A 13503-nucleotide genomic window follows, 5' to 3' on the forward strand; every position below is an offset into this window, starting at 1 on the left:
AACTCTGTGGTTAAACTATGTTCCTGTTGTTCAGCTTGACGAGCAGCAGTATCTATAGATACAATAATATCACCCAAGTACAAAGGTTGATCAGCCAGCATTTCCTCTGTTTGGGGGAAGTTGTTTTCTAAGGCTGCAAAGGCTAAAACATCTGTGGGTTTATCTTGTTGACGATATTGGGCGTTTAATTCTTGAATTTCGGCATCATTTGTCAAACGCAGCCCGATTTCATAACTTAAAGCCTGTGGAAGTTCAGGAGTGAGAATTTCCAGCCATTTTTGAAACCAGCTTTCCCAGATGTTTTCCGCTACAACTGGGGAAGACTCTTGATCACAGTTTTCTATAAATATTTCAAGTATAGGGGGTTCAAGTATAGGGGGTTCAAATTTAGGGGGTTCAAATTGAGAAAGCACGCAATCACCTTTGTTAGCGAGTGAGGTAAGCAAGACCAACTAAGACAGCTAACAATCCTACAGCAGTTAGTCCAAAATGTTTGAGGGATGTGCCACCTTTTCTTACCATGTTTCGCATGGCTAGTTTGACGTAGCTGGGTTTGGGTTCGTTTGCAGGAGTATTGCTCATGATTTTTTGATTCATCTGTCTACATATAACTTTACATCATTTGGGCATTGGGCATGGGGCATTGGGTTATTCATCCTCCCAGTAACCAGTCACCAGTCACCAATCACCAATCACCTAAGCCTCTACCAATTGATTTTCTTGCCGCAGATAGGCTTGAATGAAAGCATCAATTTCACCATTCATCACGTCAGCAATGGCGGTTGTTTCCGTATTTGTACGTAAATCTTTGACCATTTGGTAAGGATGAAAGACATAGTTACGGATTTGGTTGCCCCAGGAAGCTTCTACCATATCACCGCGAATTTCGGCGATTTCTTGGGCGCGTTGTTCTTGGGCAATGACTAATAATTTCGCTTTGAGACGGGCTAGGGCTTTTTCTTTGTTTTGCAGTTGAGAACGTTCTTCTGTACAACGCACAGCTAAACCTGTGGGGATGTGAACTATCCGCACTGCGGTTTCCACTTTGTTGACGTTTTGCCCACCTTTACCACCAGAACGAGACGTGGTGATTTCTAAATCTTTCTCTGGTATTTCCAATTTTACAGAGTTATCTATTTGTGGCATGACTTCCACCCCGGCAAAACTGGTTTGTCGTTTACCGTTGGCGTTGAAGGGGGAAATTCTGACTAGGCGATGAGTACCAGTTTCCGAACGTAAGTAACCATAGGCATAACGACCTGTAATTTCTAGGGTAGCTGATTTAATGCCCGCTTCGTCGCCTTCTGATTCTTCGGCTAATGTTACCTTGTAACCGTGGTCTTCTGCCCAACGGGTATACATCCGCATGAGCATAAATGCCCAGTCTTGGGCATCTGTGCCACCTGCACCGGCGTTAATGGTTAAAACCGCACCTTGAGAGTCATAAGGACCCGATAGTAATTGTTGTAATTCCCACTGGTCAAGGTCACGATTTAATTTAGTAACGGTGGTTTCTGCTTCTTGTAGTAGTGCTTCGTCGGTTTCTAGTTCTAATAGTTCAACGACTGCTTTTGTATCTTCTAGATTTGCTTGCCATTGATAATACTGATCCAGGTGAGATTTCAGATCGTTGAGTTCTTGTAATGTTTGTTGTGCCTGGTTTTGGTCGTCCCAAAATTCTGGCTGGGCTGATATTTGTTCTAGGTCTTGAATTTTGGCTTTGAGTGCAGGTACGTCAAAGATAGTCCTGGGTTTTACCCAGGCGGCTAGACAACGTTTCGATTTCGCGTTTGAGTTCTAGGACTTCCATAGTTGAATTAAGTTTTGGGCGAATAGAAGGCGCAATAATATGGCTACACTTACCGTACAGTATACGCTACTACACAAACAATGTCTACCAGAGTGGACTGGTGAGTTGAGCGATCGCTGTTGATATTTTTGATTTTAGCTGTAGTTGGAGAATTTTTGGGAAAACCACTGGTGTTAATTACCGAATCCACAGTTACCAACAAATTAAATATAAGTTTTTCTTAAATATAAGTTTTTCACACGATGTTACATTTTATTACGTATTTTACGCTGTCATACGTTATTAAATTCTTCAAATCTATACTTTCGCCAATGCTGAGAAGTTGGGTGGTTTCTATTGTTTCTCAAGATTATAGTTCATTTGCTGGTTTTACCGCAGCTATGGGAGATTATTTATCTAGTAGGTGACAGGTGACAGAGTTGAAAGTAAAGTATTTTATAGAAATTTGGTTGTTTTCTAGAGATAATTGAAAAACCCTAATTTTGCACTGTATGTTAATAAGTTGGCTTTACCTGATGATAGCAATTCTGTTTGAAGTTTCTGGTACAATTTGCATGAAACTTTCTCAAGAATTTACTAAAATATTACCTTCAATTTTCATCTTTGTCTTCTATGGACTTTGTTTAACTTTTTTGACTCTTTGTCTCAGAAAACTAGAAGTGAGTATTGTTTATGCAGTATGGGCGGGTTTGGGTACTGTTTTAATTAGTATTATTGGTATTGTTTGGTTTCGTGAATCTTTTACGCTGATGAAATTTGTATCCATAGTATTAATAATTGTGGGTGTGATCGGTTTAAATTTAAGTGAATATGGCAGGTGATAGGGAACAGGGAATAGGGAATAGGGAACATGGAACAGGGAACAGGGAATAGGGAATAGGGAAGAAATTTATTCTTATTATCCTGACTCCTGACTCCTGACTCCTGACTCCTGACTCCTGACTCCTGACTCCTCCTATATTAAATTTGCAACATTCCCTCTGGGTTAACTGTTAAAAGTGGACGACGCTGCAAACCTTCACGGTGTAAAATTTCATTCGCAGCTAGTAAACCACTACTCACAGCCCGTTCCATTAAACCACAAGGAAAAGGCATTTTTACCCAATCACCTGCAAAAAATAAATTAGTTAAAGTTGTGGTAGTTTCTGGACGTTCTGTATAACTATTAGGTGGATATCCAGAAAAGTTATGTTGATTAACTAATTCTCGATGTAATAATTTGGCTTGTTTTAACTCAGGAACAATATCATAAAGTTCCTCTTCAAAAGTTGTTAACAAAGCTTCTTGGTTAGGAAATTCTTTCTCTTTGTAACAGTAAGCGTGTAATTCTACTACACTTCCCCCGGTTTTTTTTGCCCATTCAATAAATTGGGTTTGAATGCGATGATAAAGAGTAATACTGTCAGTTAATTTGTAACCAGATAAAGATGTAAAATTGCTATGTTCCCAATTAAAATCTTGATCAAACCAGAAACGACAAACAGCAAAAGGATCAGCAATACTTAATTTTTCAATTTGCGATCGCACTTGTTTCACGTTTTTATCTACATCCCCAATCATACGTTTAAATAATTGTTTTATTCCGGGAACATCCGTAGCTAAAACATAATAATCAGCGTTAATTATTTCTGGTGATGATGACTCTGGATTAACTGCTAAAAGTTGTAAATTATCATCTTCTTTTTGTACTACTTTAAATTTAGCTAAATCTCTTTTTGCTGGTCCTTTAACCACTTTTCCATCTGCTGTAAATACAGCACCATGACAAGGACAGTGAAATTGTCCATCCTCTGCCATTTTCACTGTACAACCTTGATGGGTACAAGTTAAAGAAATTGCTTCCTGATTGTCTTTTTTGACAGCATAAACTTCATCAGCAGCACCAAAATATTCTATCTTTTCATCCTTGACAACTGAATTACGCTGCACCCAAAAAGGCACTGTATGATTATTGTCACCTACAAAATATTTAACTTCCGATATTTTACCTTCATTCGCCACAATTTCACTCACATTTGCATCTGTAATAATTTTTCCATTTTGCAAAATTGCCTCAGCAATAGGTTGGACTAAACTTGTCCCCATATCGTCTTTTGTCCCATTAAAAGCTAGTCCTTCAGGATTACCAAAAAAGTAAAAATGGAAAAACTGCATTAATTCCCCAACACTCATTAAATCTGGTGCATTTAAACTAGATTTAGCAAAAGGAAGAAAATACAAATCATATAAACCTTGGGGAAATTCACTCTTCACCCAATCAGCAACAGATATATGATCAAAACGCTGATAATTTTTATCTCTTTGAAAACCTGTAATTGCTTGAAACACTTGTAAATGCTTAATTTTGGTGAGATTTATTCCCCATTGTAAGCGATTAGGAGAAGCAATAGCTAAGTCGATAATATTCCAAGGAAAAGCAGAATGACTAGGACGAAATACCTCCGGTTGATATGGAGAATTGTGGTAAACTACAGAATAATAATTTAAGGATTGAAAATTATCTTTTATCCCCAGTTCAGAAACTACACTATTTAAGTTATAATACTGTGGAAAAAAACCATGAAACCCATGTTCCATTCTAAACGTTTCACCCGCAGCTTCTATTTCCCAACTGGCAATTTTCCCCCCCAGTTGCGGAGATTTTTCTAGCAATGTGACAGTAAAACCCCGTTGCACTAATTGATATGCACAAGCTAAACCAGCTAAACCCCCACCAATTACAGCAACAGTTTTGTTAGTATTTAATATCTTGGGTAAATCTAGATTATCTTGCTGAAAAACTGACGGTTGTGGTTTACTAAAACGAGAGTAACCTGTAACTCCCACTATCGTACCCACACCAAATAATTGTAGCAGTGTACGCCGAGAAATGGTAGATGATTCTGGTAAATTAAATAGTTGGCTCATTGGTGACACAATTAAATTCTCAATTCAATTTTCCCGATTTGTAAAAGCGTAAATTAAACGCCATCAATGTGAAAATTACAAGATTCTTTGATAGTGTAATATATGATCTATTAATTGGCTACTCTGTATAGATCACAGGGTAGACTTAGTATAATATAGATTATAGTTAAATTTGCAATCCCTTGGTCAAATTACGAGGGATAAGTACCTTGAAGAGGATGTTTGAAAAGTCGGAGAGGTAGTAAAAAAGCTTTTTTGGTATAATCTGTAACTCAATATTACACAGCACACTTGTGAGCAACATGGTGTGTAATTCATTAGACTGGGAAACGCTATATTGACATCTAGCCTTTTACCACTAGTTATAAGCATTGCAACAATGTTAGGATATCGAACATGGGCTGTTTGTGACTTTCGAGTTGTTTTTTTGGAAGATTATAACTCTACTACATCAGCCCTCTCTTCATACTCTTTTTTTGACCAAGGTATTGATTTGTAAATCAAATTATCAAGATGAAATATTGGCGTGAAACTATAGCTGTAACTCAGCGCATCTTAATTGAACTGTTACGACGCAGACGCAGCTTAATTTTTTGGAGTATTTTCCCCATCTCCATTTTAATTCTCAATGGATTTATTTTGGCAGAACGGGCAAAATTAACCATGTCTGAAGCTTTGGAAAATGCTGCACCTTCAACGTTGGTAGGTGCTGCACTGTTTTTTAGTTGTTTGGGTGGAAGTGTTGCTACTGTAGTCGCAGAAAGAGAACAGCAAACTCTCAAACGCTTGTTTATTTCTCCGTTAAGTGGTACATCTTATTTTTTGGGAATTTTTCTCGCTCATAGCTGTATTGGTATTGGACAAACTCTTTTAGTGTATACTATTGCTGCTTTTTGGGGTGCTACTTTTCAAGGTTCGATTTTCTTAGGAATTATCATCATTTTATTCAGCATCATTGCTTATGTTGGTTTAGGATTTATTTTAGGTACACAATTAGCTAGACGCATTGAAGATGTTAATGCTTTGGTGGCTGCTTTTGGTGTACCTTTATTAATTTTGGGTGGAGCATTTTTACCAACTTCTTTATTTCCCCAAACTCTGTTAGATATTGCGAGATTTAATCCCATTTATCACATGAATGAAGCTCTTTTAGGAGTGTGGGCTAAGGGGGCAAATTTTCATGATATCATTTTACATTTGTGGTTTTTATTCTGGTTTGCCATGATTATGTTAGCCTGTGGATGGGTATCTTATCAACGAATGTTGATGGTGGAAAGGAAGCTTTAAAGCAATTGATAATTGATAATTGATAATTGACAATTGTTTCATTCAAGGCTTCCGCCGTGAGCATCAGCCGATAGCGTAGCGTGGCGTTAGCCATACGGTTTAAAACCTCCCCTTTGAAGGAAAAAAAAGAAAAAAATCCGCTATGTAATCTATAAGTATATCAAACAACAGATTTAAATTGAAAATATGCTCAGAATTAAAAATTTAAACAAGTCCTACAAAAGCCGAAAAGTGCTGCAAAATTTAACATTCAGTATTCAGCCAGGAGAAGTTTATGGTTTACTCGGTGCAAATGGAGCAGGTAAAACAACAACAATCAATATTATTTGTAATTTACTAAATGCTGATAGTGGTTATATTACAATCAATCATCAACCGATTTCGGAAGCAACAAAAAAATTAATTGGTATTGCCCCTCAAGAAAACCTCTTATATAAAACCCTTTCCTGTGCAGAAAATCTCAAATTTTTCGCTGACATTTACGGTTTAGAACGAGAAAAAAAACAACAACAAATAGAAGCAACTCTCAAATCTGTAAACTTATTAGATAGAGCTAAAAGTCCCGTGGAAACTCTCAGCGGCGGAATGCAAAGACGGTTAAATATTGCTGTTGCTTTAGTACATCAACCCCAGTTAGTCATTCTTGATGAACCCACTACAGGTTTAGATATTGAAGCACGATATGAAATTTGGCAATTAATTCGTAATCTTAAAAATCAAGGAATGACAATTTTATTAACTACCCATTTATTAGATGAAGCAGAAAGACTTTGTAACCGCATTGGTATTTTAAAAGATGGTAAAATCTTAGCAGAGGGTAGTTTATCCGAGTTAAAAACTTTAATTCCCGGACAAGAAATTGTCATGTTACAAACAACACAAGAAGAAGAGGCGATCGCCCTAGCTCAAGAATATAATTTCATACCCCGACGTTATGGTAATGATTTAGCTTTTTTACTCCCAGAACCGTTAGAATTAAAAGAAATCCTTGCTAAATTTGATAGTATACCCATTGATTCTATTTCCCGTCAACCTGTACGCTTAGAGCATATTTATGTAGAAATAACCCAAGAAAAATTGAAAATTGAAAATTGAAAATTGAAAATTGAAAATTAAACCCAATCACCAATTACCAATTACTAATCATGGATATTTTAGAAACACTTAAAGCCGACTATCAAAGATTTCCAGTTAATCAAACTTACAGCATTTATGCAAAGGATGTTTATTTTCAAGATGCTGTATTTAAATTTCGGGGTTTAGAACTTTATAAATGGATGATTAAATTCATTCAAACATTTTTCCTCAACCTAAAAATGGATTTACATAATATTCAACAACAAGAAAACACAATTAAAACCGAGTGGACACTTAGCTGGGATGCTGCATTACCCTGGAAACCAAGGATATCTATTTCTGGTTGGAGTGAACTCCGTCTCAATAATGAAGGTTTAATAATTTCCCACATTGACTATTGGCACTGTTCCCAATTAGATGTACTAAAGCAACACCTATTTTCCAGAAACAAAGGATAATGTAAATAAATGTAAACAAAATTCAGGTAGGACAGAATCATCCATGCGAGTAATTTTAATGACTGGTAAGGGTGGAGTAGGTAAAACCTCCGTCGCAGCAGCAACCGGACTTCGTTGTGCAGAACTCGGTTATAAAACATTAGTTTTAAGTACAGATCCTGCTCACTCCCTAGCAGACAGTTTTGATCTAGAATTAGGACACGACGCAAAACAAGTGCGCCCAAATTTGTGGGGTGCAGAACTCGATGCACTGCAAGAATTAGAAGGAAACTGGGGTGCAGTAAAACGTTATATTACCCAAGTTTTGCAAGCACGGGGTTTAGAAGGAATACAAGCGGAAGAACTGGCAATTTTACCAGGAATGGATGAAATTTTCGGTTTAGTGAGAATGAAACGTCATTATGATGAAGGAGAATTTGACGTTTTAATTATTGATTCTGCCCCCACAGGTACTGCATTACGTCTTCTGAGTTTACCAGAAGTTGGTGGTTGGTATATGCGGCGTTTTTATAAACCTTTTCAAAACATCTCCGTAGCACTTAGACCTCTAGTTGAACCGATTTTTAAACCCATTGCTGGTTTTTCTTTACCAGATAAAGAAGTAATGGATGCACCCTATGAATTTTATGAACAAATAGAAGCACTAGAAAAAGTATTAACTGACAATACACAAACCTCAGTTAGACTTGTCACCAACCCAGAAAAAATGGTGATTAAAGAATCGCTCCGCGCTCATGCTTATCTGAGTTTATATAATGTAGCCACAGATTTAGTTGTAGCTAACCGTATTATTCCCAAAGAAGTTGAAGATCCATTTTTCCAACGTTGGAAAGAAAATCAAGAACAATACCGCCAAGAAATTCATGAAAACTTCCTCCCTTTACCTGTGAAGGAAGTACCATTATTTTCTGAAGAAATGTGTGGTTTAGCTGCATTAGAGAGACTCAAAGAAACTCTCTATAAAGATGAAGATCCAACTCAGGTTTATTACAAAGAAACCACTATTAGAGTTGTGCAGGAAAATAACCAATACAGCTTAGAACTTTATTTACCCAACATTCCTAAAAGCCAGATTCAACTGAGCAAAACCGGGGACGAATTAAACATTACCATTGGTAATCATCGCCGTAACTTAGTTTTACCCCAGGCTTTAGCCGCATTGCAACCAGCAGGGGCAAAAATGGATAATGATTATCTGAAAATCCGCTTTGCTGACGGTGTGAGAGTTTAGGAGATAGTTGATAGTTGATAGTTGATAGTTGATAGTTGATAGTTGATCGGGAAACATAAAATTGATTACCCAGTTACCAGTCACCTGTCACCTGTCACCTGTCACCTGTCACCTGTAACCTGTCACCAGTAACCTGTCACCTATTCCTTAACGATAATTCTGCGGAAGTTCAGCAAAAAATGAATAATCGTTAAGCCCATACCTTGACCGTACTCCCACGGAAGACAAAGTTATCAAAAAACAATTTAAATTTAATTAAAAATAAGAATAGACTATAATTAATGTATGAATGGTTGTATAAAAAATGGTTTCCGTCCCTCCACTAGACCTGCGAACAGGCATGGCTCAAGAAACGTTACTGCGTAGGATTACAAATCGTATCCGTCAGTCCTTGGAACTAGAAGACATTATTACAGCAACCACAGCCGAGGTGCGTTCTTTGTTGGGAACTGACCGAGTAATGATTTATCAATTTCATGATGATGGTAGTGGTGAGGTTATTGCTGAATCTATTTATGAAAATCGTTTACCGTCATTGTTGGGGTTGAATTTTCCTGCTGATGATATTCCTCCTCATGCACGGGAATTATTTATTAAGTCGCGGGTGCGTTCTGTAGTCAATGTAGACTCAAAAGAAATTGGCCAAAGTCCTGTGCGTAACCTAGAAACAGGAGAAATTATTTCTGAGGATCTTCTTTACCGTCCTGTAGATCCATGTCATATAGAATATTTGACAGCTATGGGGGTAAAATCTTCAGTAGTAGCACCAATTATTTATCAAAATCAACTGTGGGGATTATTAACATCTCATCATTCTCAAGCACGTGAAGTAGCAGAATATGAACTAGATGCAATACAGATGGTAGTTGAGCAATTATCTGTTGCGATCGCTCAAAGTAATCTTCTCACCCAAGCCCGTGCCAAAGCAGAAAGAGAAGCTATTATTAATCGTATTGCTACACTACTGCATTCACTACCAACAATAGTTTTACAACCAGCTTTAGAAGCTACAGTTGCAGCCTTTAATGGTATTGGTGGTAGATTATGTATTAGACATAATGCCTTTGACTTACAACATAGTCAATTTAAATCTTTACGAGAATGTTTAATTCCTGGTAGTAATTGTCTCCAGCTTTATGTATGTGGAGAGCAACCAGTTATTCCCAACCCAAATATATATCCATTTTTAGAACAATATAGCGTTTGGCAGGAACATTATAAATCTGGAGAATATGAAATTTGGGCAATTAATGATATTTACCAAGATTCTAATTTAAGAATTATTCAACTAGCATTTAAACCCACAAAAATTCGCAGTATTTTAATGATTCCCCTGCACTATCGGCAAGAATTAGTGGGATATTTAAGCATTTTTCGTAATGAAATAGAAACAGAAACCCTGTGGGCGGGGAAATTTGATCCAGACAATAGACAACTTTATCCCCGGATGTCCTTTGAACTGTGGAGAGAATCAAAAAAAGCACAAGCGCAAAAATGGACAAATGAAGAAATAGAACTAGCTGGAGAAATTCGCAAACACTTTGCTTCAGCGATTCAACAATATGAACTTTATCAACAGGTGCAAAAGTTCAATGAAAATTTAGAAAAACAAGTCCATAAACGGACACTGCAAATGCAAAGAACAGCAGAACAACAACAAGCTGTATTTGGAGTCATCAATAAAATTCGGGAGTCCCTGGATACTGATACTATATTTAAAACTACAACTAAGGAAGTTTGCAAATTAATCAAAGCAGACAGAGTTTCTGTTTATAAATTTACAGAAGATTGGGGTGGAGAATTTGTTGGTGACTTTGAAGCTACTAATCCCAACTGGTTTAATGAAACTAAACTAGGAATTAATACAATTTGGAATGATACTTACTTACAAGATACTCAAGGTGGAAGATACCGCAACAATGAAACCTTTGCAGTAGATGATATCCATAAAATGGGATTTACCCCCTGTCATGTCGATATTTTAGAGCAGTTTCAAATTCACGCTTTTGTATTAGCTCCGATATTTATTAGACAACAACTCTGGGGTTTACTTTGCACCTATCAACATACTGGTCCCCGGCAATGGAAAATTTCAGAAGTTAATTTTATTAGTCAAATAGCCTCACAGTTGGGAGTAGTTATTCAACAAGCTGAATTATTAGTAAAAACTCAGCAGCAAGCGGATCAACTTACACAAACATTGCATGAATTAAAAGCCACTCAAACCCAACTAATTCAAACGGAAAAAATGTCATCTTTAGGACAACTTGTAGCTGGTGTTGCCCATGAAATTAATAACCCAGTTAACTTTATTTCTGGAAATCTCATTCATATCAATGAATATGCTGAAGATTTGCTGAATATGCTAGATATCTATCAGCAGAAATATCCTGAACCCTGCGAAGAAATTATAGAACTAGCAGCAGAACTAGATTTAGAATTTCTCCTAGAAGATTTACCCAAAACCTTATCTTCTATGAAAATAGGGGTAGATAGAATCCGGCAAATTGTCTTATCTTTGCGGAATTTTTCACGTCTTGATGAGGCAGAAATGAAAGAAGTAAATATTCATGAAGGCATTGATAGCACATTATTAATTTTGCAGCATCGTTTAAAAGCCAGACCTGAATCTCCTGGTATTGAAATTATTAAAGAATATGGTGATTTACCATTGGTAGAATGTTTTGCCGGACAACTCAATCAAGTCTTTATGAATGTTTTGAGTAATGCCATTGATGCTTTAGAAATTTACAGAAAACATACAGCAGAAAGTCCTAAAGAAAATCCCAAGTCAGGAAAAATTACTATTTCTACCACTGTAGGAGTAATGAATGACAATGAAAAAAGTGCAGTCATTCAGATTAGAGATAGTGGACCAGGAATGCCAGAAACTATCAGACAAAGAATATTTGATCCATTTTTCACCACTAAACCCATAGGAAAAGGTACAGGTTTAGGTTTATCAATTAGTTATCAAATTGTAGTGGAAAAACACAGCGGAATTTTCAAATGTGATTCTCAATTGGATGTAGGTACACAATTCTGGATTGAAATTCCTATTAAACATATAGTCATTAGTCATTAGTCATTAGTCAGGAGTCAGGAGTCAGGAGTCAGGAGTCAGGAGTTATTTATTTTGGATTTTGGATTTTGGATTTTGGATTGTTTTTGTTAACTCCAATCTAAAATCTAAAATCTAAAATCTAAAATTTTTTTCCCCAGTCCCCAGTCCCCAGTCCCCAATTAATTTCTCAATTGTACAGGCATAGCTAAATAAGTCATTTTTAACCCACCTAAAGGAGTAAAAATAACCGGTGTTAAACTTTGATTTAAGTGCATTTGAATTTCTGTAGAAGGTAATTCTTTTAAACCTTCCATGAGATATTTGACATTAAAAGCAATGTCTATATCTTCCCCAGAAATTTGCGCTGGCATTGACTCTGTACCACTGCCTACGTCTTGCGCTTCACAAGATAATGTAATTTCTTGATTTTCATTATCAATGCTGATTTTGACAATATTATTTTTCTGGTCAGCTAATACCGCAATTCTTTCTAAAGTGCTGATAAATTGTTTGCGTTCTAATACTACTTGGCGTTCAAATTGCCGGGGAATTAATTGCCGATAGGCGGGATATTGTCCTTCTAAAGTGCGGCTAGTTAAACGTTGATTTTGCCAAGCAAAGACTATTTGACCTTGATCTAAATATAAGGATACAGCTTCTTCAGAAGAACTATGGGCAAGCATCCTTTGTAATTCTCTTAATGCTCTTGCTGGTACTGTGACTTCTAACTGTTCGCTACCTTCTAAGGGACGCTCGTTAGCGGTTTCCAACACTGCTAAACGGTGTCCATCTGTAGCTGCAAATTCTAGGGTGTCTTGTTTAACGGTTAAATGTAACCCCGTCAGCACTTGCTTAGTTTCGTCGGTGCTAGTAGCAAAAAGAGAACCTTTTAAACCTTCAATTAATGCAGCGGTGGTGAGTTGAATTGATTCCGAACTTTCAATTACAGGTAATTCGGGAAATTCTTCTGCACCCATAGCGCGGACTTGATATTTACCGCTTTTGGGTTTGAGGGTGACTACTATACCTTCTCCGGTGTTGTCTGCTGACTCATCATCTAGGGAAATTTCCCCTTCTGGTAAACGAGAGGTGATATCTAAAAGTAGTTTAGCAGGAAGAGCGATCGCCCCACCTTCAATCACTTCTGCGCTAAAACTGGTACGGATACCCAGACTCAAATCAAACGCTGTTAAACTGACTTGGTTAGTTTCCTCATCTGCTTGTAAGAGTACGTTAGCAAGGATGGGATGAGTTGGTCTCGATGGTACTGCACGACTGACTAGGGAAAGGTTGGTACTGAGATCACTTTGAGAACAAACTAATTTCATAGAGCAGGGAATAGGGAATAGGGAATGGGGAATAGGGTTGAGTTTGAGGAGATATGTTTGTTCTCATCACACTGACAACCGCTATCAATATGGACTTAACAAGCGAAAAACAATGGTAACAAATTTTGGACTGAGGAGATAGGACTGTTCAAAAGCTCTCCCTCTGTGGAAAAGCTGTGGAAAAACTCGCTTAGTTTTCCACAAAGTAATTATACTTAATGTATTTTTCTTACAAAATTATTAAGTTTTCCACAACTTTTTCCCCAAAAGGTAATATTTTTTCCACAATCGCAGTTAAATTTAACAATTTTTTATACTTTGCTTAATATTAGGTGACAGGT

The 13503-nt window shown here is 37.0% G+C and carries 12 protein-coding genes; 6 read left to right on the forward strand and 6 right to left on the reverse strand.

The features are described 5' to 3' along the window. The 4 genes from ybeY to FFR48_RS06860 all read right to left on the reverse strand — a co-directional run. A partial coding sequence (gene ybeY / locus FFR48_RS06845; protein ID WP_236104014.1) for an rRNA maturation RNase YbeY occupies nt 1–413 on the reverse strand: 413 nt, incomplete at its 3' end. 13 nt (nt 414–426) lie between these two features. Continuing rightward, on the reverse strand, nt 427–582 hold the full coding sequence (locus FFR48_RS06850) for a DUF3285 domain-containing protein (protein ID WP_096572817.1): 156 nt from the start codon (nt 580–582) through the stop codon (nt 427–429). Between the two features lie 114 nt (nt 583–696). Further along, nucleotides 697–1810, reverse strand: a protein-coding gene (gene prfB, locus FFR48_RS06855; protein ID WP_137666827.1) for a peptide chain release factor 2 whose coding sequence is annotated in 2 segments (ribosomal slippage) — nt 697–1737 and nt 1739–1810 — 1113 coding nt in all. Because the reading frame shifts where the segments join, the coding sequence is not laid out codon by codon here. A 49-nt stretch (nt 1811–1859) separates the two neighbouring features. Continuing rightward, complete coding sequence (locus FFR48_RS06860; protein ID WP_162501853.1) at nt 1860–2012, reverse strand: hypothetical protein; 153 nt, start codon at nt 2010–2012, stop codon at nt 1860–1862. A gap of 289 nt (nt 2013–2301) precedes the next feature. Between FFR48_RS06860 and FFR48_RS06865 the strand changes: the two genes are divergently transcribed. Beyond that, on the forward strand, nt 2302–2631 hold the full coding sequence (locus FFR48_RS06865) for a DMT family transporter (protein ID WP_096571589.1): 330 nt from the start codon (nt 2302–2304) through the stop codon (nt 2629–2631). Between the two features lie 139 nt (nt 2632–2770). On the opposite strand, the gene FFR48_RS06870 is transcribed toward FFR48_RS06865, so the two are convergent. Further along, nucleotides 2771–4717 (reverse strand): FAD-dependent oxidoreductase, encoded by a 1947-nt coding sequence (locus FFR48_RS06870; RefSeq protein WP_137666828.1) that lies wholly within the window; start codon nt 4715–4717, stop codon nt 2771–2773. A 513-nt stretch (nt 4718–5230) separates the two neighbouring features. Here FFR48_RS06870 and FFR48_RS06875 point away from each other — a divergent pair. The 5 genes from FFR48_RS06875 (at nt 5231) to FFR48_RS06895 (ending at nt 11855) form a co-directional block, all read left to right on the forward strand. Continuing rightward, complete coding sequence (locus FFR48_RS06875) at nt 5231–6004, forward strand: ABC transporter permease (RefSeq protein ID WP_137666829.1); 774 nt, start codon at nt 5231–5233, stop codon at nt 6002–6004. Nucleotides 6005–6190: 186 nt separating this feature from the next. After that, nucleotides 6191–7099: an ABC transporter ATP-binding protein gene (locus FFR48_RS06880; protein WP_137666830.1), complete on the forward strand. Its 909-nt coding sequence runs from the start codon at nt 6191–6193 to the stop codon at nt 7097–7099. 50 nt (nt 7100–7149) lie between these two features. After that, nucleotides 7150–7539, forward strand: a complete 390-nt coding sequence (locus tag FFR48_RS06885; RefSeq protein WP_096571581.1) for a C6orf136 family protein — start codon at nt 7150–7152, stop codon at nt 7537–7539. Nucleotides 7540–7582: 43 nt separating this feature from the next. Beyond that, nucleotides 7583–8770 (forward strand): TRC40/GET3/ArsA family transport-energizing ATPase, encoded by a 1188-nt coding sequence (locus FFR48_RS06890; RefSeq protein ID WP_096571579.1) that lies wholly within the window; start codon nt 7583–7585, stop codon nt 8768–8770. Between the two features lie 340 nt (nt 8771–9110). Further along, nucleotides 9111–11855, forward strand: a complete 2745-nt coding sequence (locus FFR48_RS06895) for a GAF domain-containing protein (RefSeq protein WP_137666831.1) — start codon at nt 9111–9113, stop codon at nt 11853–11855. Between the two features lie 158 nt (nt 11856–12013). Here FFR48_RS06895 and dnaN read toward each other — a convergent pair whose 3' ends face one another. Beyond that, nucleotides 12014–13162: a DNA polymerase III subunit beta gene (dnaN, locus tag FFR48_RS06900; RefSeq protein ID WP_096571574.1), complete on the reverse strand. Its 1149-nt coding sequence runs from the start codon at nt 13160–13162 to the stop codon at nt 12014–12016. Between the last annotated feature and the right edge of the window lie 341 nt (nt 13163–13503).

Origin of the sequence: Sphaerospermopsis reniformis, from assembly GCF_005402885.1 — a bacterium.
Taxonomy (GTDB): domain Bacteria; phylum Cyanobacteriota; class Cyanobacteriia; order Cyanobacteriales; family Nostocaceae; genus Sphaerospermopsis; species Sphaerospermopsis kisseleviana.

What these genes read in the sequence shown, in the direction of transcription:
- FFR48_RS06850 (WP_096572817.1), bottom strand. Translation starts at nt 582, where the DNA reads ATGAGCAATACTCCTGCAAACGAACCCAAACCCAGCTACGTCAAACTA.
- FFR48_RS06865 (WP_096571589.1), top strand. Translation starts at nt 2,302, where the DNA reads ATGTTAATAAGTTGGCTTTACCTGATGATAGCAATTCTGTTTGAAGTT.
- FFR48_RS06870 (WP_137666828.1), bottom strand. Translation starts at nt 4,717, where the DNA reads ATGAGCCAACTATTTAATTTACCAGAATCATCTACCATTTCTCGGCGT.
- FFR48_RS06875 (WP_137666829.1), top strand. Translation starts at nt 5,231, where the DNA reads ATGAAATATTGGCGTGAAACTATAGCTGTAACTCAGCGCATCTTAATT.
- FFR48_RS06880 (WP_137666830.1), top strand. Translation starts at nt 6,191, where the DNA reads ATGCTCAGAATTAAAAATTTAAACAAGTCCTACAAAAGCCGAAAAGTG.
- FFR48_RS06885 (WP_096571581.1), top strand. Translation starts at nt 7,150, where the DNA reads ATGGATATTTTAGAAACACTTAAAGCCGACTATCAAAGATTTCCAGTT.
- FFR48_RS06890 (WP_096571579.1), top strand. Translation starts at nt 7,583, where the DNA reads ATGCGAGTAATTTTAATGACTGGTAAGGGTGGAGTAGGTAAAACCTCC.
- FFR48_RS06895 (WP_137666831.1), top strand. Translation starts at nt 9,111, where the DNA reads ATGGCTCAAGAAACGTTACTGCGTAGGATTACAAATCGTATCCGTCAG.
- dnaN (WP_096571574.1), bottom strand. Translation starts at nt 13,162, where the DNA reads ATGAAATTAGTTTGTTCTCAAAGTGATCTCAGTACCAACCTTTCCCTA.